15 protein-coding genes are annotated in these 18,812 nt (G+C 58.9%); 5 read left to right on the top strand and 10 right to left on the bottom strand.

Translation table 11 applies throughout. The features are described 5' to 3' along the window. The first annotated feature begins 115 nt into the window (after positions 1-115). Positions 116-1,597, top strand: a complete 1,482-nt coding sequence (locus EL18_RS04565; RefSeq protein ID WP_036480241.1) for a DEAD/DEAH box helicase — start codon at positions 116-118, stop codon at positions 1,595-1,597. A 66-nt stretch (positions 1,598-1,663) separates the two neighbouring features. Here the strand turns inward: EL18_RS04565 and sufA are convergent, their stop codons facing one another. The 7 genes from sufA to EL18_RS04530 form a co-directional block, all read right to left on the bottom strand. Beyond that, positions 1,664-2,047, bottom strand: coding sequence for a Fe-S cluster assembly scaffold SufA (sufA, locus tag EL18_RS04560; RefSeq protein ID WP_036480238.1), 384 nt, complete (start codon positions 2,045-2,047; stop codon positions 1,664-1,666). 88 nt (positions 2,048-2,135) lie between these two features. Beyond that, entirely contained in the window at positions 2,136-2,525 is a 390-nt protein-coding gene (locus tag EL18_RS04555) for an SUF system Fe-S cluster assembly protein (RefSeq protein ID WP_152553026.1), read from the bottom strand. A gap of 13 nt (positions 2,526-2,538) precedes the next feature. Next, positions 2,539-3,780, bottom strand: a complete 1,242-nt coding sequence (locus EL18_RS04550; RefSeq protein WP_036480233.1) for a cysteine desulfurase — start codon at positions 3,778-3,780, stop codon at positions 2,539-2,541. A gap of 62 nt (positions 3,781-3,842) precedes the next feature. Beyond that, entirely contained in the window at positions 3,843-5,108 is a 1,266-nt protein-coding gene (gene sufD / locus EL18_RS04545) for a Fe-S cluster assembly protein SufD (RefSeq protein WP_036480230.1), read from the bottom strand. An 8-nt stretch (positions 5,109-5,116) separates the two neighbouring features. Beyond that, positions 5,117-5,872 carry a Fe-S cluster assembly ATPase SufC gene (sufC, locus tag EL18_RS04540; RefSeq protein ID WP_036480227.1) on the bottom strand — a complete coding sequence of 252 codons (756 nt, stop codon included), beginning with the start codon at positions 5,870-5,872 and terminating at the stop codon, positions 5,117-5,119. A gap of 29 nt (positions 5,873-5,901) precedes the next feature. Continuing rightward, a complete protein-coding gene (sufB, locus tag EL18_RS04535; protein ID WP_036480224.1) occupies positions 5,902-7,431 on the bottom strand; it encodes a Fe-S cluster assembly protein SufB in 1,530 nt (509 codons plus the stop codon). Positions 7,432-7,587: 156 nt separating this feature from the next. Continuing rightward, a complete protein-coding gene (locus EL18_RS04530; RefSeq protein ID WP_036480221.1) occupies positions 7,588-8,751 on the bottom strand; it encodes a cysteine desulfurase family protein in 1,164 nt (387 codons plus the stop codon). A gap of 222 nt (positions 8,752-8,973) precedes the next feature. Here EL18_RS04530 and EL18_RS04525 point away from each other — a divergent pair, with 222 nt between their 5' ends. Continuing rightward, a complete protein-coding gene (locus EL18_RS04525) occupies positions 8,974-9,648 on the top strand; it encodes an alpha/beta hydrolase (protein WP_036480218.1) in 675 nt (224 codons plus the stop codon). Positions 9,649-9,865: 217 nt separating this feature from the next. Next, positions 9,866-11,119, top strand: coding sequence for a tyrosine--tRNA ligase (gene tyrS / locus EL18_RS04520; RefSeq protein ID WP_036480215.1), 1,254 nt, complete (start codon positions 9,866-9,868; stop codon positions 11,117-11,119). A 13-nt stretch (positions 11,120-11,132) separates the two neighbouring features. On the opposite strand, the gene EL18_RS04515 is transcribed toward tyrS, so the two are convergent. Beyond that, the gene (locus tag EL18_RS04515; RefSeq protein WP_036480212.1) at positions 11,133-14,513 is read right to left on the bottom strand and encodes a YhdP family protein; all 3,381 of its coding nucleotides are present in this window, start codon (positions 14,511-14,513) and stop codon (positions 11,133-11,135) included. 150 nt (positions 14,514-14,663) lie between these two features. Here EL18_RS04515 and bcp point away from each other — a divergent pair, with 150 nt between their 5' ends. Then, positions 14,664-15,143 (top strand): thioredoxin-dependent thiol peroxidase, encoded by a 480-nt coding sequence (bcp, locus tag EL18_RS04510; protein WP_036480209.1) that lies wholly within the window; start codon positions 14,664-14,666, stop codon positions 15,141-15,143. An 81-nt stretch (positions 15,144-15,224) separates the two neighbouring features. Then, positions 15,225-16,499, top strand: coding sequence for a M23 family metallopeptidase (locus tag EL18_RS04505; RefSeq protein WP_036480206.1), 1,275 nt, complete (start codon positions 15,225-15,227; stop codon positions 16,497-16,499). A gap of 3 nt (positions 16,500-16,502) precedes the next feature. On the opposite strand, the gene EL18_RS04500 is transcribed toward EL18_RS04505, so the two are convergent. Together EL18_RS04500 and tig are read right to left on the bottom strand one after the other, a co-directional pair. Continuing rightward, positions 16,503-17,189: an MOSC domain-containing protein gene (locus tag EL18_RS04500; protein ID WP_036480203.1), complete on the bottom strand. Its 687-nt coding sequence runs from the start codon at positions 17,187-17,189 to the stop codon at positions 16,503-16,505. Positions 17,190-17,330: 141 nt separating this feature from the next. Continuing rightward, positions 17,331-18,758, bottom strand: a complete 1,428-nt coding sequence (gene tig, locus EL18_RS04495; RefSeq protein WP_036480200.1) for a trigger factor — start codon at positions 18,756-18,758, stop codon at positions 17,331-17,333. Positions 18,759-18,812 lie beyond the last annotated feature (54 nt).

The following is an 18,812-nucleotide window of genomic DNA, read 5'->3' as shown; positions in this document are numbered from 1 at the left end:
TATACTGTGGTTGACAATGCGTCAGGCACGCTCTAGGCCCCAACACGGATCACCCATCCGGTCTGCCGCATAGCGTTCATCCTCTTTTTTGTTGAGAAGCAAAGACAGCTAATTCGTGTCAGAAGACAATAAAACCGCACAGGAAGCTGTGACATTTGCCGAACTCGGCCTTTCACCCAAGGTTCTTTCGGCTGTTACCGATGCAGGTTACACAACGCCCACGCCCATCCAGGCGGGTGCGATACCCCATGCAATTGAAGGCAAGGATGTTCTGGGCATAGCCCAGACGGGAACAGGCAAGACCGCCTCCTTTGTTCTTCCCATGCTGACACGTCTGGAACGTGGCCGCGCGCGTGCCCGCATGCCGCGTACGCTGATCCTGGAGCCGACGCGTGAACTTGCCGCCCAGGTCGAAGAAAACTTCATCAAATACGGCAAGAACCATCGGCTGAACATCGCGCTGCTCATCGGCGGAGTTTCATTTGATGAGCAGGAAAAGAAGCTGGAGCGTGGCGCGGATGTTCTCATCGCCACACCCGGTCGCCTGCTCGATCACTTCGAGCGCGGAAAGCTGCTCCTGACAGGCGTGGACATCTTCGTCATCGACGAAGCCGACCGCATGCTGGACATGGGCTTCATCCCCGACATCGAGCGCATCTGCAAACTGATCCCCTTTACCCGCCAGACGCTTTTCTTCTCGGCGACAATGCCGCCCGAGATCACCAAGCTGACGCAGCAGTTTCTTCAGGCGCCGGTACGTGTCGAGGTGGCAAAGCCCGCTTCCACGAACATCAACATCACCCAGAAACTGGTGAAGACGGGTTCCAAGCCCTGGGCCAAGCGCGCGCGTCTGCGTGAGTTGATCCGCGGCGAAGGCGATCAGTTGAAAAACGCGATCATTTTCTGCAATCGCAAGTCGGAAGTTGCCACGCTTTTCCGGTCGCTGGCACGCCATGAGTTCGATGCCGGCGCATTGCATGGCGACATGGACCAGCGCGCGCGCATGATGATGCTCGACAATTTCCGAAAAGGGAAATTGTCCTTGCTGGTCGCATCTGATGTTGCCGCACGCGGACTTGATATTCCTGACGTGAGCCACGTCATCAACTACGACATTCCCACTCACGCCGATGACTATGTGCACCGCATCGGTCGAACGGGACGGGCGGGTCGTTCTGGCAAGGCTTTCACCCTGGTCGCCAAGGGCGACGCGAAATATCTCGATTCCATCGAGAAACTGATCGGTGAGGACGTCGAGTGGCTCGATGGCGACCTGTCCACGCTCGAGGCGGAGGATCAGGGCGATGAGAAGCCGCAGCGTGGCAAGAAGGCCGGCGGCAAGAGCACTTCCGAAGACTCACGCAATACCCGTACCCGCAAGCGCAAGCCCTCCGCATCCAGCGAGGCTGATACCCCTCAGGAAGCCAAAACTCCTGAAGTTGCGGCGGAAGAGAAGATTGAAAAGCCACGTGAGGAGCGCAAGAGCGCGATCAAGGCTTCTAACAGCAAGTCCAGGGCGCGCAATCGCGACGATGATGCCCCCATAGGATTTGGTGACAATATCCCCGACTTCATGAAGGTCCCGGGCAAGGTCTGAAACCGTAGAACCGGCGATCACTCGCCGGTTTGTGCCAGTATCAGCAGCTGATTGCGACCGTCTGGATCACGCATTCTGTGCGCGGGCTTCGGCCAGCGCCTTGAGATCCGCAGGCTTCAACTCGACCGACTCGCCACAGCCACATGCTGAACTCTGGTTCGGATTGTTGAAGACGAAACCGGTGCGAAGCGTCGTCACTTCGAAATCCATCTGAGTGCCCAGCAGGAATAGCGCAGCCTCTGGCGCCACATAGACATGTGCGCCTTCATGTTCGACATGATCGTCCGCGGGGTTGGGCTCGGTGACGAGGTCTACCGTATACTCCATGCCTGCACAGCCACCTTTCTTGATACCCACGCGCACGCCTGCCGCATCTTCACGTGCGTCAACGATTTCGCGCACACGGGTTGCAGCAGCGTCGGTGAGAGAAATTACCTGAAAGCGGCCCATATCATTCTCCATTCACGGCGAGGTGAAAGACTCGCGGAAGGTTGCTTTGCACAAGATGGCGATCGGGACTTCTGCCGACAAGGGCAGATCAGTAAAAGCCGACGGCAACCTGCGCTTCTTCGGACATGCGGTCCGGCGTCCATGGTGGGTCGAAGGTCATGGAAACCTCGACATCGCTGACACCCTCGACCGTGCTGACGGCATTTTCCACCCAGCCGGGCATTTCGCCTGCGACCGGACAGCCCGGTGCGGTCAGCGTCATCTCGATCTTTACCGACCGGTCATCCTCGATGTCGATCTTGTAGATCAGGCCGAGTTCGTAGATGTCGGCGGGTATCTCCGGGTCATAAACCGTTTTCAGAGCGCTGATGATATCGTCGCTCAGCCGCGCCAGTTCTTCCTGCGGAATCGCGGAATTGGCGTTCGGCTCCGTCTTGACCGGCTCGTCGGTGCTCGGCACCGAGGTGTTTTCGACCATGTCCGTCATATCGCTATCCAAAAAACTTTCGTGCCTTGTCGAGCGCTTCCACCAGCGCGTCCACTTCCTGCTTCGTATTATACATGGCGAATGAGGCACGACATGTCGAGGTCACGCCAAAACGCTTCAGAAGCGGCTGCGCGCAATGAGTGCCTGCACGTACCGCCACACCGGAACGGTCGATGACCATTGCCACATCATGTGCGTGAATGCCTTCAAGCTCGAAGGATATGATCGCGCCCTTCCCCGGCGCTTCACCGATGATGCGCAGGCTGTTGATGCCATGAAGCTGCTCATGCGCATAGCGGGAAAGCTCCGCCTCATGCTGTGCTATGGCTTCGCGCCCCACACCCTGCACATAGCGAAGCGCGGCACCAAGGCCGATAGCCTGCACGATAGGCGGCGTGCCTGCCTCGAAGCGATGTGGCGGGTCGTTATAGGTAACGCCGTCGACCGAGACATCCTCGATCATCTCGCCGCCGCCCTGGAAGGGACGCATCTCTTCCAGAAGATGTTTCTTCCCGTAGAGCACACCGATGCCCGAAGGCCCGTAAAGCTTGTGACCAGTGCAGACGTAAAAGTCGCAATCAAGGTCGCGCATGTCGACCGGCATATGCACTGCCGCCTGGCTGCCATCGACCAGCACGGGGATACCCCGCGCATGAGCGATCGCGATCATCTCCTTCACCGGATTGACCGTGCCAAGCACGTTCGACATATGCGTGATGGCAACAAGTTTCGTGCGCTCGGTCAGGCTCGCCTCGAAGGCTTCCATTGCAATGGAACCATCATCCTCGACGGGAATCCAGTTGAGCTTCGCGCCCTGCCGCTCCCGCAGGAAATGCCATGGCACGATATTGGAGTGATGCTCCATCACCGACAGCGCAATTTCGTCACCTTCGCCGATGCGCGGCATTGCATAGCCATAGGCGACTGCGTTGATCGCCTCGGTCGCTCCCTTGGTGAAGATGATCTGATCGGTGCTTTCGGCTCCCAGGTAGTCGCGCACCGTTTCGCGCGCGGCCTCATAAGCGTCGGTGGCGGCATTGGAGAGGAAATGCAGCCCGCGATGAACATTGGCATAGGTGGTCGAGTAAGCCTCGGACACCGCGTCGATGACCGCCTGCGGCTTCTGCGCGGACGCACCATTGTCCAGATAGACCAGCGGCTTGCCATAGACCTCGCGTGACAGGATCGGAAAATCGCGCCGCACTGCCTCGACATCGAACGCTTTGGGCATAGTGTCCTGGTCCATCTCTTCCGCTTCCTGTCAGTTTGGCAGATGAGGGCAGCGTTTCCCCTGCCCTCGATCCATGATTAGCCGTGCTCGGCGAACCAGGCGTCGAGCTTTGCTTCGAGCGCCTCGATCAGAGCCTCGTCGTCGAGTTCTTCGATCACCTCGGCCAGGAATGCCTTGACCAGAAGGCCGCGTGCCGTCTTCTCGTCGATGCCGCGCGCCATGAGATAGAAGAGATGGTTCTCGTCGATCTCGGCAACTGTGGCACCATGGCCGCAGGCCACGTCGTCGGCGAAGATTTCCAGCTCCGGCTTGGCCGAGAAGCTGCCTTCATCCGACAGAAGAAGCGTGTTGCACGCCATCTTGGCGTCAGTTTTCTGGGCCTCGCGATCCACACGGATCTGCCCCTGGAACACACCTTCGGCCTTGCCAGTCACCACATTGCGGATGGTCTCGGTCGATTCCGTACCCGGTGCGATATGGTCGAGAACCATGGTCACATCCGTATGCGTTTCGCCAGAAAGCAGGTTCACGCCACGCAGGCGGAAGTCACTGCCCTCGCCTTTCGCGGCGATACGCAGTTCCTGACGAACAAGCTTGCCGCCGGCATTCATGATGAAGACGGTGGCCTTCGCATTGCTGCCAATCGTCAGGTTGAGCTGGCCGAGATTGCTGACATTCTCCGGCTGCTCCTGAACGATGATCCAGGTGATCTCGGCACCATCGGCGACATCAAGATGCGCGATGCTGGAGACAAGCGCCTCACCGCTACCGGTCTGGCGTTCAACGATGGTCGCCTTGGCACCAGCACCGGCCTTCACCACGAAACGCGCATGGGCCTGACCGCCGGCCTGCAGGTTCTGCAGTTCAATGGGACGCTCGACCTCGCACCCGGCTTCGATGTCGATGACATAGCCATCGGAAACCAGTGCTGAATTGATCGCCGAAACCGTGTCGTCATCGCCTGCGGTGCCAAGAAGCTCGGCGAGACTTCCGTCCGAGAGCTTATCCGCAACCGTTGATACCGAAACCTGCTCCAGAGCAATGTCGCGATTGGCAAAACCATTCGCGACGACCAGAACGTCCGAGCCCGCCAGAAGCGGCTCAATCGTTTCGACACTGGCCGACGGGTCGAAGGACGGAACCTGCGACAGAAGTCGACGAAGATCCGTATAGTGCCACGCTTCCACCTTGCGGGTGGGAAGGCCGCGCTTGAGGAGTTCCACCGCATTGTCGCGCTTCAGCGTAACGCTGCCGTCACCTGGCAGGTCGGCCGCACGCGCACCATAGGAAGCGATCAGCGCTTCCTCGGCAGGCGTATGCTTTACGGGTGTTTGAATGTTCATATCAAACCTCAGGCTGCTGCGCCGATGATGCCGGCATAGCCGTTCTTTTCCAGTTCCTGCGCGAGATCCTTCTCACCCGACTTGATAACCTGGCCCTTGTAGAGCACGTGCACGCTGTCCGGCACGATATAGTCGAGCAGGCGCTGATAGTGGGTGATGACCACGACCGCACGATCCGGCGAACGCAGCGCGTTCACGCCATCAGCAACGATCTTCAGCGCATCGATGTCGAGGCCGGAGTCGGTCTCGTCGAGAACGCAAAGCTTCGGCTCCAGAAGCTTCATCTGCAGGATTTCCGCGCGCTTCTTTTCACCACCGGAGAACCCGACGTTGAGCGGGCGCTTGAGCATGGACATGTCCATTTCCAGCTCGCCGGCAGCTTCACGGACCTTCTTCAGAAGATCGGGGATCTTCAGTTCAGGCTCGCCACGCGCCTTGCGCTGCGAATTGATGGCAACCTTCAGGAACTCCATTGTGGCGACACCCGGTATCTCCATCGGATACTGGAAGGCCAAAAACAGGCCGGCGGCCGCACGCTCTGCCGGATCCATCTCCAGAATGGATTCGCCATTGTAGAGGATATCGCCCTCGGTCACTTCGTAGTCATCACGACCTGCAAGGATGTAGGACAAGGTCGACTTGCCGGAGCCGTTGGGCCCCATGATCGCAGCCACTTCCCCGGCCTTTACGGTCAGGTTCAGGCCCTTGATGATTTCCGTACCGTCTTCGGCGATACGGGCGTGCAGGTTCTTGATCTCAAGCATCTTTTTCTTTCCCAAACTTTTTCCGGCTATCAGCCGACCGAGCCTTCAAGCGAAATGCCGATAAGCTTCTGCGCCTCGACGGCAAACTCCATCGGCAGTTCCTGTATGACGTCCTTCACGAAGCCGTTGACGATAAGCGCGATGGCCTCCTCTTCGGGGATGCCGCGTTGCATCACGTAGAACAGCTGGTCCTCGGAAATCTTCGAGGTGGTCGCCTCATGCTCGAACTGAGCCGTGGCATTCTTTGCTTCGATGTAAGGCACCGTGTGCGCGCCGCAGTCATTGCCAATCAGCAGACTGTCGCACTGGGTGAAGTTACGCGCATTGGTCGCCTTGCGATGCGCCGACACCTGGCCGCGATAGGTATTGTTGGAGTTGCCAGCCGAGATACCCTTGGAAATGATGCGGCTGGACGTGTTCTTGCCCAGATGGATCATCTTGGTGCCGGAATCGATTTGCTGGTGACCATTGGACACTGCGATCGAATAGAACTCGCCGCGGCTGTTGTCGCCGCGCAGGATACAGGACGGATACTTCCAGGTGATGGCAGAACCGGTTTCCACCTGTGTCCAGGAGATCTTCGAGTTTTTGCCGCGGCAATCACCACGCTTGGTGACGAAATTGTAGATGCCGCCCTTTCCGTCCTTGTCGCCCGGATACCAGTTCTGAACGGTGGAGTATTTGATCTCCGCGTCGTCCAGGGCGATCAACTCGACAACAGCCGCGTGAAGCTGGTTTTCGTCGCGCTGAGGCGCCGTGCAGCCCTCAAGATAGGACACATACGAGCCTTCATCAGCGATGATGAGCGTGCGCTCGAACTGGCCGGTGTTCTTCTCGTTGATGCGGAAATAGGTCGACAGCTCCATCGGGCAGCGAACACCCTTGGGAACATAGACGAAGGAGCCATCGGTAAAGACCGCCGAGTTCAGTGTCGCGTAAAAATTGTCCGACATCGGCACGACCGATCCCAGATATTTCTGCACCAGCTCGGGATGCTCGCGAATGGCTTCCGAAATCGAGCAGAAAATCACGCCAGCCTTCGCCAGTTCCTTCTTGAAAGTCGTGACAACCGAGACCGAGTCGAAAACGGCATCCACGGCCACACGTCCGGAGGAATAGACGTTGTCGCTCTCTTCGCCATCGGCATCCGCAGGGCTCGGCTCGCCAGGCTTGCGCACGCCTGCAAGGATCTCCTGCTCTTTCAGCGGGATGCCCAGCTTTTCATAGGTGCGCAGCAACTCCGGATCGACTTCGTCCAGCGAGGAAGGTCCAGGCGTGTTCTTCGGTGCCGCGTAATAATGCAGATCCTGGAAATCGATCGCAGGATAATCCACGCGTGCCCACTCGGGCTCCTGCATGGTCTTCCAGCGCTCGAAGGCCTTGAGACGCCAATTGGTCATCCACTCCGGCTCGTCCTTTTTGGCCGAGATGAAGCGGATGATGTCCTCGTTCAGACCCTTTGGCGCGAGATCGCTTTCGATCTCGGTCTCGAATCCGTATTTGTACTGGTCAACATCGATCATTTTTACTTGATCGATTGTCTCCTGCACTGCAGGCATCGGCGTTCTCCATTCAAGCCGGCCAAATTGCCGGCACTCTCACATTTCGGGAGCGATTGGCTCCTATTTAATGGTTCGAACGGGCCTTTTCACCCGTTCATGAAGAAAATATGTCTGTTTTTCTCCAGTTTTCTTCATCCGCTGTTGAGCGAATGCTCAGGCAGCGGTTTCCTTGGCATTTCGGCGCCGGGCGAAACGTTCCAGCACCGTGATGAACTTCCCGATTTCCTCATCCTTGGTCGCTGCGCCAAGCGAGACGCGTATGGCACCCGCCTCCGCATCAGCGCCCATGGCCCTGAGGACGTGGCTTGGGCCGACCTTTCCGGACGAACACGCAGAACCTGCGGAGACTGCGAAACCTTCCAGATCGAAAGCGATCTGCGCGGTTTCAGCCTTCACGTCGGGCAGCGTGAAGAAACTGGTATTGGGCAGGCGATTTGAGCCACGGCCATGGATACGGGCAGCAGGAAAATGGCGAAGGACTGCAGCTTCCAGCCGGTCGCGCATATGCTCGACCTCGCCCATCAGTCCGATATCGGCTGCGGCGGCTTCTGCAGCCGCACCAAATCCTGCGATTGCAGCAACATTCTCCGTACCGGCGCGATGCCCCTTCTCCTGACCGCCACCACGAACCAGGGGACGCGGCATCATGAGATCGCTTGCACCGATGATCGCGCCCGCCCCCTGCGGCCCGCCGATCTTGTGCGAGGAAAGAATGAGGAAATCGGCATTGCCGATTGTATCAACAAGCGGAATTCGTCCAGCAGCCTGCACGGCATCGAGGATAAGCGTTGCACCATGTTCTCGCGCAAGCCGGGATATTTCGCTGACCGGCTGCAGGACACCGGTCTCGTTATTGGCCAGATGAACCGCCACGAGCGGCAGTCCCTTTGCCTTGTCGTGGCCCGCCAGCCTTTCCTTGAGTGCTTCCAGATCAAGGCGTCCCTGATTATCGACCGGAAGCTCGTGGACCTGGTCACGCGCAAAGCGCCCACCGCTCAACAGGCAGGGATGGTCGGCCGCACAGACATAAAGCTGCGAGAAATGCAGCGGCGCACGCCCCATCACCCATTCCGATGTCAGCAGCATTGTCGCTGCTTCCGTGGCGCCGGACGTGAAAGTCACATGCTCCGCCCTGGCGCCCGCGAGAGCTGCAACCTGTTGGCGGGCGCGCTCCACCATGCGCCGCGCGCTACGGCCTTCACCGTGCACGGAAGATGCGTTGCCGACGGCCTGAAGCGCATCGATCATCACTCGCAGCGCATCCCCACGCAGAGGCGCGCTGGCATTGTGATCGAGATATATGCGCGTGTTGGACATCATCTTCCGGTTCAGGCCGTGACAGAATCATGCTGCCGCGGCGTTATTTCCTTGAATTTGCAGGGCCAGCCGTCCTATTTACGCGGCTATTGCGCAGCTCGGCTGCCAGTTTTGAATGGTTCTAAACTAGCTTCTATGGAGGCACACGCGCCGCGTCAAGGGTTGAGCGAAACTTGCACAGGCAAGCTCCCTGCCCCCGGGCGTATCGCTAACGGAGACACGATGCCAGAGGTCATTTTTGCCGGACCGTCCGGTCGCCTTGAAGGCCGGTACCAGCCATCGAAGGAAAAGAACGCGCCCATTGCGCTGATTCTCCATCCTCACCCGCAGTTCGGCGGGACGATGAACAACAAGATCGTCTACGACCTGTTCTACATGTTCCAGCAGCGCGGCTTCACCACGCTTCGCTTCAATTTCCGCGGCATCGGTCGCAGCCAGGGTGCATTCGACCACGGCACGGGCGAACTTTCCGATGCAGCTGCCGCACTGGACTGGGTGCAGTCGCTCCATCCCGATTCCAAGAGTTGCTGGGTCGCTGGATATTCCTTCGGCGCCTGGATCGGCATGCAGCTTCTCATGCGCCGTCCGGAGATAGAAGGCTTCATGTCCATCTCCCCGCAGCCGAACACCTACGATTTCTCGTTCCTTGCACCCTGTCCCTCCTCGGGCCTGATCATCCACGGTGAAGCAGACAAGGTTGCGCCCCCTGCAGATGTCCAGACACTCGTCGACAAGCTGCAGTCACAGAAGGGCATCACGATTACCCAGAAGACGATGCCCGGCGCCAATCACTTCTATACGGACAAGATCGACACGCTCATCGAGGAGTGTGCCGATTATCTGGATCGCCGTTTGAACGGTGAACTGGCCGAGGCGCGTCCGAAGCGACTGAAATAGACATTCAGTGGAATCAGAACTTCAAGCGCTTCCGATCAGGCTTCAACACCCGATCGGAAGCGTTTCTTTTTGTAGCCAGTTATCTTCGCAACTGACTCAAGGTGAAGCGCAAAGCCCTTGGCGATTACTCAGAGGCCGTCTTGCTTGTCTCTGCCAAGGAACTGGTGTTAAACGCCGCAATCCTCCATCCAACCACCCCATTGGGACCCGATAGACGATGTCCGAGTTCAAGTCCGACTTCCTGCGCACGCTCTCCGAGCGCGGCTTCATTCACCAGACCTCCGATGACAGCGGTCTGGACGAGCTGTTTTCCAAGGAGACGGTAACGGCCTATATCGGTTTCGATCCCACGGCTCCGAGCCTGCATGTGGGCGGCCTCATGCAGATCATGATGCTGCATTGGCTGCAGAAGACCGGCCACCGCCCTGTCGCGCTGATGGGCGGCGGTACAGGTATGATCGGCGACCCGTCATTCAAGGACGAGGCGCGCAAGCTTCTGACGCCGGACACCATTGAAGAGAACATCAACGGCATCAAGAAGGTCTTTTCGAACTACCTCACCTTCGGCGAAGGCAAGACGGATGCGGTCATGGTCAACAATGCCGACTGGCTTCTCGGCCTGAACTATGTCGAGTTCCTGCGCGATGTCGGTCGCCACTTCTCGGTCAATCGCATGTTGTCCTTCGATTCGGTGAAGCTTCGCCTCGATCGAGAGCAGTCGCTGTCCTTCCTCGAATTCAATTACATGATCCTGCAGGCCTACGACTTTGTCGAATTGAACAAGCGCCTCGGCGTGCGCCTGCAGATGGGCGGTTCCGACCAGTGGGGCAATATCGTCAACGGTATCGATCTCGGCCACCGCATGGGCACGCCGCAGCTCTATGCAGTGACCTCGCCGCTGCTGACCACTGCTTCAGGCGCGAAGATGGGAAAGAGCGTGGACGGCGCCGTCTGGCTGAACCCCGACCTGCTGGGCGCTTACGAATTCTGGCAGTTCTGGCGTAACACGGAAGATGCCGATGTCGGCCGTTTCCTGAAGCTCTACACCACACTGCCAATGGACGAGATCGCCAAGCTCGCCGCACTTGAAGGGGCGGAGATCAACGAAGCGAAAAAGGTGCTGGCGACCGAGGTAACTGCAATGCTTCATGGCCGCGAAGCGGCAGAGAAAGCTGCAGAGACCGCACGCAAGACCTTCGAGGAAGGCGCGCACGCTGCAGAACTTCCCTCGATCCATGTTCCCCGCAAGGAACTGGATGAAGGGATCGGCGTGCTTGCGCTCTTTGTCAAAGCCGGACTTGCAGCGTCAAATGGTGAAGCCCGTCGCCATGTGAAAGGTGGCGCACTGAAGGTCAATGATATTCAGGTAAACGATGACCGCGCCACCGTGTCCGACAGCGCGTTGAACGCGGACGGGGTCATCAAGCTTTCCGTAGGCCGCAAGAAGCACGTCCTGGTCAAGCCGCGCTAGGCGGCTTCACCCGTCACCGATATTCGAATATCTGCCGGAAAATCCCCGGCGCGATGGCCGAGATCGGATTGATGAAGAGTTCGGGATCACTGGCTTTGCCACTGAGCTTGTAGGTGATCCCGATCAGGCCACGATCCCGCCCGTTGCCAAGGATCTGACCGATCACAGGCAACTCGCCGAATATGCGGTTGAGACCGTAAAACGGCATGAAGGTACCGGTGATCTCCACCATATCCGCCTTTTCGTTGTATGCGCCTTGAAAGGTGGAGCCGATCAGGCTTCCTCTGAGCACGCCGTCGGCGATATCCAGTCGACTGCCATTGATCGCCACGCGGGCAGCACCACGTTCGAAGCTCAAGCGAGAACTGTCGACATCTGCCTTTGCAGCGCCATCTGTGGCAGCGACGAGCGATTCCATCCGCGGCTCATTCACGATCCAGAAATTCTCGACATTCACCTGCCCTGCCAGCGCGTCGAGATTCTGCCCTGCCAGGGAAACCGCAAGCTGTCCGCCCTGCATGTTTCCGTAGAGATCGAGGAAACGGGCCAGCGCCCCTGCATTGCCTGAGGCAACACTGAGCTGATGCTGCTGTTGCTCAGCGGTCTTGGTAATGTGGAACGCGCCGCCACCGGAGTGGCTTGCCCGCACGGAACCGGTGGCAATCCCTGACGCCGATACCCTGTATTGCGCATCGAGCGAACTGACTGCTTCACCCTTGAACCCGTGAACGAGGTCCAGCTTCGCATCCACGGCAACGCGTTTGCCCTTGGAGCTTCCGCCGCCCTCGCCCGCCGCCTTCGACGGAGCGATAAGCTTCTTCACAAGAGCTCGCGCGTCCATCGCCTTGCCGCGCACCGTTACGCGATAGCCCGCACCTTCCTTTACCACCCGGGCGCGGAAATCGTCCTGCCGCGTCAGGCGAACCTGCGAGAAATCGGCGTCGACCAAGGAACCGTCGTCGATACTCACATTGCCGAATATGTTGAAACTTTCTCCCTTCAGCCGGAAATCGGAGAGCGTGATGCGTCCATCCTCGTCACGCATTCGAAATGTGGCCGTTGCCGGAATGCCCTTGCCCTTGGACCATCCGATCCAGGGTATCTGCAGACGAGAGGCTGATAGATCTACGACCAGATCGCGCACACCGGCTTCAGGTTCTTTCACGTCCAGTTCGATCGGGCCTGATACAAGATCATTGAGACCCGGAAGATGCTTTGCGCGCGCGGCGTCATCCATCTTCAGCACTATGTCGCGTTTGCGGGCAAGATCACTCTCCTGCAATGGCTCGAGAATGCTGATGACCGCATGCATGCCGTTCAGCGCCGCCTCAGCCTCGACCTCCGCGCGATCAGGCTGAATGCGAAGGCTGCCTTTGGCATTCTTGATATCCTGCCCCTGAAAAGGTTCCGCAAAATCAAGATCATTGAAGGAGAACTCGACCTGCCAGGGGAGATCGTCGCGATCGATGCCATCCTGCAAGGGGATGCGCGCCTTCACATGGCCACGCACCAGGCCCGAAAGAGCCTCCGGATCGAGATCGTGAAATCGTGAAGCATCGATGGGTTTGTAGGAAGCAAGTTCCAGAACGGCGGCGGCCTCCCCGTCCACCTTGATATCCAGATCGCCGATTCGCGGCGTGAGATGTGCCGAGCGGATTGCCAGTGCACCCTCCGCCACCTGCACCGTGCGTCCACTGCCCGTGTATATGACACCGCTGGACAAGGCGACCTCGACGTCAGTTCCTGCAAAGGAAACGCTGCCAGTCCCGTTGCGCACCGGCGGAATTTCACCCGCAATGTCGAAGCGTGCACCTTCAAGTTCAAAATGTCCTGAGACTTCATCCGGACCAAGCGGCACACCATTGCCAAGCCGGCCCGGCGGCACCTCCAGCGAGATGCGTCCTGACTGCATCACGCCCCCGAAAACATTCTCCAGGGTCCAACGCCGCGCGCCTGGAGCAGAGAACCAGGGCCACAACTGCTTCACATGCGAAGTCGCCATGTTGGCAACGTCAAGCGAGAATGAAATTCCCGGCGAAGAACCGCGTTCGAAGTCGAGCGCAGAGCGCGCGACCAGTTCGCCATTGGTGGTCCGAATGTTGATGGAATCGGCCTGCAACACCGACTCCGCAACATCCAAGGTCCCGGCTATTCGTGCTCCGAAAGGCAAGGCCGCTTCCGGGGAATCGACCGGGGCAAGGCGCGATTCGCGGGAAACAAGCTCGAATGCATAGCGCGAACTGTCAGCGCCCTCGGGCCCGAAAGTCCCGAGCAGATTGACCTGCGAACGCCCCATGTCGAATTCGAGCGCACCGAGTGTGAACTTGTCCGCCGTGCCGGAGAAGCCGGTACGAACCCGCACCTGATCCACCTTGATGGCATCATCATCGAAACGCACGGCAATGTCATTGATCTGCGCATCAAGTAGAAGCTCCGCCCCGGTCCGGCCGCTGCCGTCTCCCGGACCCTCGCTGTTGCCGCTGAGGACGAAACTGTAGGAGCCCACGCTCTGCAGCCCGCCACCAGGTGCCGGCAGAGGATCTTCGGGAACGTCAGAAGTGACTTTCAGCTCCAGGTCTTCAATGGCCGTCGCGTTCTCACCTCGCAATGCGCTGCCTTCATAGGATGCAACGCGCTCGCGAAATTGCGCTTCGCCCGCGAAGGTGATCTCGTCCTCGCTCACGCGCAGAAGGTCAAGCTGGTTGATGGTCAGGTCCGACAGCTCCCCTTTATCTCGCAAGCGCAAGCCGACATTGCGCAGGACGAGCTGCCGCAGGCCGGAATTGTCAGTGATTGCAAAAGCACGTTGAACGGCACCGAAAACCGCGGCCTCCACCTCCTGAGGAGAAAGCGCCCCTTGCGGCGGTCCCATCCCCTCCTGACCAAGCTGGGGAAGGAAGAAGGGTGCAAGTTCTGCGTCGACGAGGGTAACTGCACCGAGTTCAAGCTGGCCGGAAAGCATGGGGACGGCCTTGAGGCCGATACGCAGATTGTCGGCTCGCGCCAATTGCTCGCCGGTCTGCGCCAGATTGATGCGCACATCGCTGATCTCGAGTGCAAAGAGGCTTCTCCGCCCGAGCCCCAGATGCAGACGCCCAAGCTCCACATCGACATCAACGCCTGCAAGCCGCGTCAGCGCCTGTTCAGCCTGTGCGCGAAGGCGCTCATTGCCGATCGCATCAACACCAACGAGCCAGATGCCGCCGAGTATGACAACGACCAGCGCCAGAAGTGCAAGCACAGGGACAACCAACCACCGGCGCACACGTATTGGACGTCGCAGGCAAGCCGGCGCACCGCCCCGTGCCGCTTCAACGGAGGGATACTGCTCGTAACGCGGCATCTCCTTGCGACTGAAGCGGATCTTCTCGTGATTACCCTGATCTGATGTCAACGACGCACTGGCAGCCTATGTTATTCAAGTTTGCCGCTCGCGATGGACGAATCCGGCGAAGCTATTATATCTGTGCAGCCTTGCGAGGGACCCACCGCATGGGGTTTTCCCTCGTTTTCATTTCGTGCAACAGCCCAAGAGGTAGAGACAATGGCCGGTCCAGACATTGGCAGCCCTGCTCCCGATTTTGAATTGACTGCAGATGGCGGCGATAATGTGAAACTGTCGGATTTTCGCGGCCAGCCGGTCGTGCTTTATTTCTATCCGAAAGACGACACCAGCGGGTGCACGGCAGAGGCCATCGCATTTACCGAACGGCTGAACGATTTCGAACAGCAGGGTGCCGTCGTTCTGGGCATGTCGCCCGACAGCCAACAGAAGCATGCAAAATTCAAGACCAAGCATGATCTGAAGATCACCCTCCTCTCCGATCCGGAGAAGGAAGTCCTCCAGGCATACGGCGTCTGGGTGGAGAAGAGCATGTATGGCCGCAAATATATGGGTGTTGAACGCTCCACCTTTCTGATCGACGCCGACGGGACGATCATTCAGGCCTGGCGGAAGGTCAAGGTGCCAGGCCACGTCGACGCCGTGCTCAAGCAGGTCGAAGAGTTGAACGCCTCGGCGTGATTTCTACCTGCCGCCAAATGCTTTGTTAACCCTAACAGGGTGTAATCGGGACCGTTGAACATTCTATGGTGATACGGTCTCGTGAACATTCAGCCGACAGTCTTTGGCAAACGCAAAGAGCCCCACACGGTGATCATCGCGCGGGGCGACCGGATCCGGCATTTCACCATCCGCCCATGGGTCGCGGCCCTGGCGGGTACGGCAATGGCTGTGATCGCTGGCGGATATCTGGTGGCAACTGCTTATCTGGTGGTCCGTGACGACCTTATGGGCGCTGCGATGGCGCGCCAGGCGCGCATGCAGCAGGCCTATGAAGACCGTATTTCCACACTTCGCGCCCAGGTCGACAGGATCACGAGCCGTCAGCTTCTCGACCAGCAATTGATGGAACGCAAGGTCTCCAAGCTGATCGAGCGTCAGGAGCAGCTGACAAAGCGTCACGGCAGGCTGGAGCCTATCCTCGAGCGCAGTCGGCCAGACAAGCATACTGCTGTTCCTCTCCCCTCGCCGCGCCCGCAGAAAGATGCATCACTGCAGCTGAGAGGCACCACGGTCGACACCACGATACTTACCGCCAGTGCCTATGCTCCGGCTCCCGCAGCTGCCGTGTCCGCGATGAGATGGCCGATTCGCGATCGTGCGCAGCCATCCGAGGCAGATCAGGCAGACCGTCTGTTCGTTGCCATAAACCGTTCGCTGCGCGACATCGAATCCGAACAGATTGCGCGTGTGGAGGTTCTCGCCGAGGAAGCCTATCAGACGGCGGAGGAGATTGCGCAGGCTCTCGCAGAAGCCGGTGTGCGTCCTGCGGATAACTTCGGTACGGAAGCTGTTGGCGGCCCCCTCCTTGCTGCCGGCCAGATCGGACCGTTCGACGAGAAGGTCCGTGAGCTCGACGAAGCGTTGAACACGCTGGAGCAGCTCAAGAAAACGGCGCGCCAGGTTCCCATTGCAAATCCTCTCCCGGGAGCCCGTGTAACAAGCATGTTCGGCACGCGGCGTGATCCGCTCCTTGGACGCCGCGCGCACCATTCAGGCATGGATTTCAGCGGCAAGACCGGCACTCCCATCAAGGCGGCCGGCGCCGGCAAGGTCATACGCGCCGGATGGAATGGGGGCTATGGCCGAATGGTGGAAATCGACCACGGCAATGGCCTGACCACGCGATACGCCCATATGAGCCGGATCGATGTCGGCGTTGGAGACAAGGTCTCGCCCGGCAGCGTCATCGGCAAGGTCGGCAGCAGCGGGCGTTCGACCGGACCGCATCTGCACTATGAAGTCCGCAAGTCGGGCAAGCCCATCAACCCGTTGCGCTTCATCAAGGCCGGTCGCAACATCCAGCGCCTGCTCTAGTGCTCAAGCCTCACCATTGAGGCGGCGGTTCCAGTCTTCCACCTCACGACGCTCCAGACGCCGACAGGCAAGCTTCCGCCAGCTTTCTGCAAGACTGGCGATTGCCGCCAGCTCTTCCAAAGCGTCGTAATTGAGCTGATCGACATAGAAAAGACGCGTCACCCGCGCCAGCGACCAGCTTCCATGTGGCCGTTCCACAAGCTCCAAGGCATCGCCGGCGGACACCGTTCCGGGCTCGATCACCCGGAAATACCAGCCCGTGCGTCCCGTATCCTGCACGGCTTTCGCTAGTCTCGGCTCCAGGAAGCGCGCATTGAGCTTCCAGCAGGGCTGTCGTCCTTGAGAAAATTCCACGACAGCGGTCCCGAGCCTGAACCGGTCGCCAAGGCATACATCACCTTCGTCCATGCACCCGACCGATATGTTCTCGCCGAATGAGCCTGGCTGCATCTGGGATTCGAGATGAGGGTATTCTGTCACCCATGAAGCGTAATGAACCGATGGATAGAGATGGATTGCTTTCTCGGGTCCGCCATGAACTCTGCGATCACCCTGATGGTCACCGGAAAGTCCCTCGGAACCTACAGCGACAGGTCCCTTCACAGGCTCTTTGAAAATGCCCGTCGGACTGGCCTTGGGGCCAAGCGTCTTCAGCGTGCCACGGAAAACGCCGTCAATCACCCGCTTCATCAGCACCCTCCACTATCCGCCGCTTTATCGGCCTGCTGGCACGGATCGATCGAGAACCAGATAAGGCTTGTTCCTGTGCCAAACGAAAAAGCCCCCGCAGCTTGGCTGCAGGGGCTTTCGACTATGCACCTGACGGAGGGCTTATTCGGCGTCGTCAGCCTTGGCAGCCTTCTTTTTCGGCGCGGCCTTCTTCTTGGCCTTGGCTTTAGGCTTCTCAGCCTCTGCCTCGTCCTCGTCGTCGGCCATCAACTCTTCACGAGACACCTTCTTGTCGGTCACGTCGGCCTTGGAAAGCAGCTCGTCAACGACCTTTTCCTCAAACAGCGGCGCGCGGATATTGGCGAGCGCCTGCGGGTTCTGACGGTAGAAGTCGTAGATTTCCTGCTGCTGGTGACGCGGGTAACGCTGGATCGATTCGATCAGCGAACGCTGCATCTCGTCTTCGGACACCTGCACGCCCTGCTCTTCACCAATCTGTGCGAGCACGAGGCCGAGACGCACGCGGCGTTCGGCAAGGCGCTGATACTCTTCGCGAGCCTCCTCCTCGGTCGTGTCTTCGTCCTCGAAGGTGCGGCCGGCATTCTCCAGATCGCGGGTCACCTGGTTCCAGATGTTCTGGAATTCGGCTTCCACCAGCTTCTCCGGCGCCTCGAACTTGTACTGGTCGTCGAGAGCATCGAGAAGCTGACGCTTCGCCTTCTGGCGGGTCATCTGGCCGAACTGGTTCTCCAGCTGGCCGCGAACGATTTCGCGCAGCTTGTCAGCCGATTCCAGACCCAGCTTCTTCGCCAGCTCGTCATCGATGACGAGTTCTTCCGCCGCTGCGACCTTCTTCACCTTGATGTCGAATTCGGCGTCCTTGCCGGCAAGATGAGCTGCTGCATATTCGTCGGGGAACTTGACCTTGATGGTCTTCTCGTCGCCCGCCTTCAGACCAACCAGCTGCTCTTCGAAGCCGGGGATGAACTGATTGTGGCCGATGACAACATCTGAATCTTCGGCAGCACCACCGTCGAACGCTTCGCCGTCGATCTTGCCAAGATAGTCGATGGTGACCTTGTCCCCATCTTCAGCCTTGCCGTCCTTGTCCTCGTAGGTGCGGACGGAGTCGGCAATACGCTTGACCTGGTCGTCAACTTCCTCGTCGGAAACGTCATAAACGGGGCGTTCGATCTTGATCCCGGAGAAGTCCTTGATCTCGATTGCCGGGATCACTTCGTAAGCCATTGAGAACTCGAAATCGGCCTGACCGTCGAGAACCTTTTCGGCTTCCTTCTCGTCTTCGGTCATGTTGATTTCGGGCTGCATGGCGGGCTTCTCGCCGCGCTCTTCAAGAATGGAGCGCGAGGAGTCGGACAGGATCTCGTTGACCACTTCTGCCATGAAGGACTTGCCGTACATGCGGCGCAGATGGCTGAGCGGAACCTTGCCCGGACGGAAGCCTTTCAGCCGCACCTTGTCCTTGGCGTCCTCGAGCCGCGCCACAAGACGCGATTCCAGGTCCTGGGCCGGCACGGTGACCTTGATCTCGCGCTTAAGACCTGAATTGAGAGTCTCGGTTACCTGCATTCATCAAACCTTTGCGTTTACTCACTGGCCGTGCCAACGGCGCCTTGCGGTCAG

This window comes from Nitratireductor basaltis (assembly GCF_000733725.1).
Classification (GTDB): Bacteria; Pseudomonadota; Alphaproteobacteria; order Rhizobiales; family Rhizobiaceae; genus Chelativorans; species Chelativorans basaltis.
The sequence above is the reverse complement of the archived record's forward strand: the minus strand, read 5'-3'. Positions and strand labels throughout refer to the sequence as shown.

Coding starts and splice junctions, on each gene's coding strand:
- EL18_RS04530 (WP_036480221.1), bottom strand. CDS start 8,751: ATGTCCAACACGCGCATATATCTCGATCACAATGCCAGCGCGCCTCTG.
- tyrS (WP_036480215.1), top strand. CDS start 9,866: ATGTCCGAGTTCAAGTCCGACTTCCTGCGCACGCTCTCCGAGCGCGGC.
- sufA (WP_036480238.1), bottom strand. CDS start 2,047: ATGGGCCGCTTTCAGGTAATTTCTCTCACCGACGCTGCTGCAACCCGT.
- EL18_RS04555 (WP_152553026.1), bottom strand. CDS start 2,525: ATGGTCGAAAACACCTCGGTGCCGAGCACCGACGAGCCGGTCAAGACG.
- EL18_RS04525 (WP_036480218.1), top strand. CDS start 8,974: ATGCCAGAGGTCATTTTTGCCGGACCGTCCGGTCGCCTTGAAGGCCGG.
- sufB (WP_036480224.1), bottom strand. CDS start 7,431: ATGCCTGCAGTGCAGGAGACAATCGATCAAGTAAAAATGATCGATGTT.
- tig (WP_036480200.1), bottom strand. CDS start 18,758: ATGCAGGTAACCGAGACTCTCAATTCAGGTCTTAAGCGCGAGATCAAG.
- EL18_RS04550 (WP_036480233.1), bottom strand. CDS start 3,780: ATGGACCAGGACACTATGCCCAAAGCGTTCGATGTCGAGGCAGTGCGG.
- bcp (WP_036480209.1), top strand. CDS start 14,664: ATGGCCGGTCCAGACATTGGCAGCCCTGCTCCCGATTTTGAATTGACT.
- sufD (WP_036480230.1), bottom strand. CDS start 5,108: ATGAACATTCAAACACCCGTAAAGCATACGCCTGCCGAGGAAGCGCTG.
- EL18_RS04500 (WP_036480203.1), bottom strand. CDS start 17,189: ATGAAGCGGGTGATTGACGGCGTTTTCCGTGGCACGCTGAAGACGCTT.
- sufC (WP_036480227.1), bottom strand. CDS start 5,872: ATGCTTGAGATCAAGAACCTGCACGCCCGTATCGCCGAAGACGGTACG.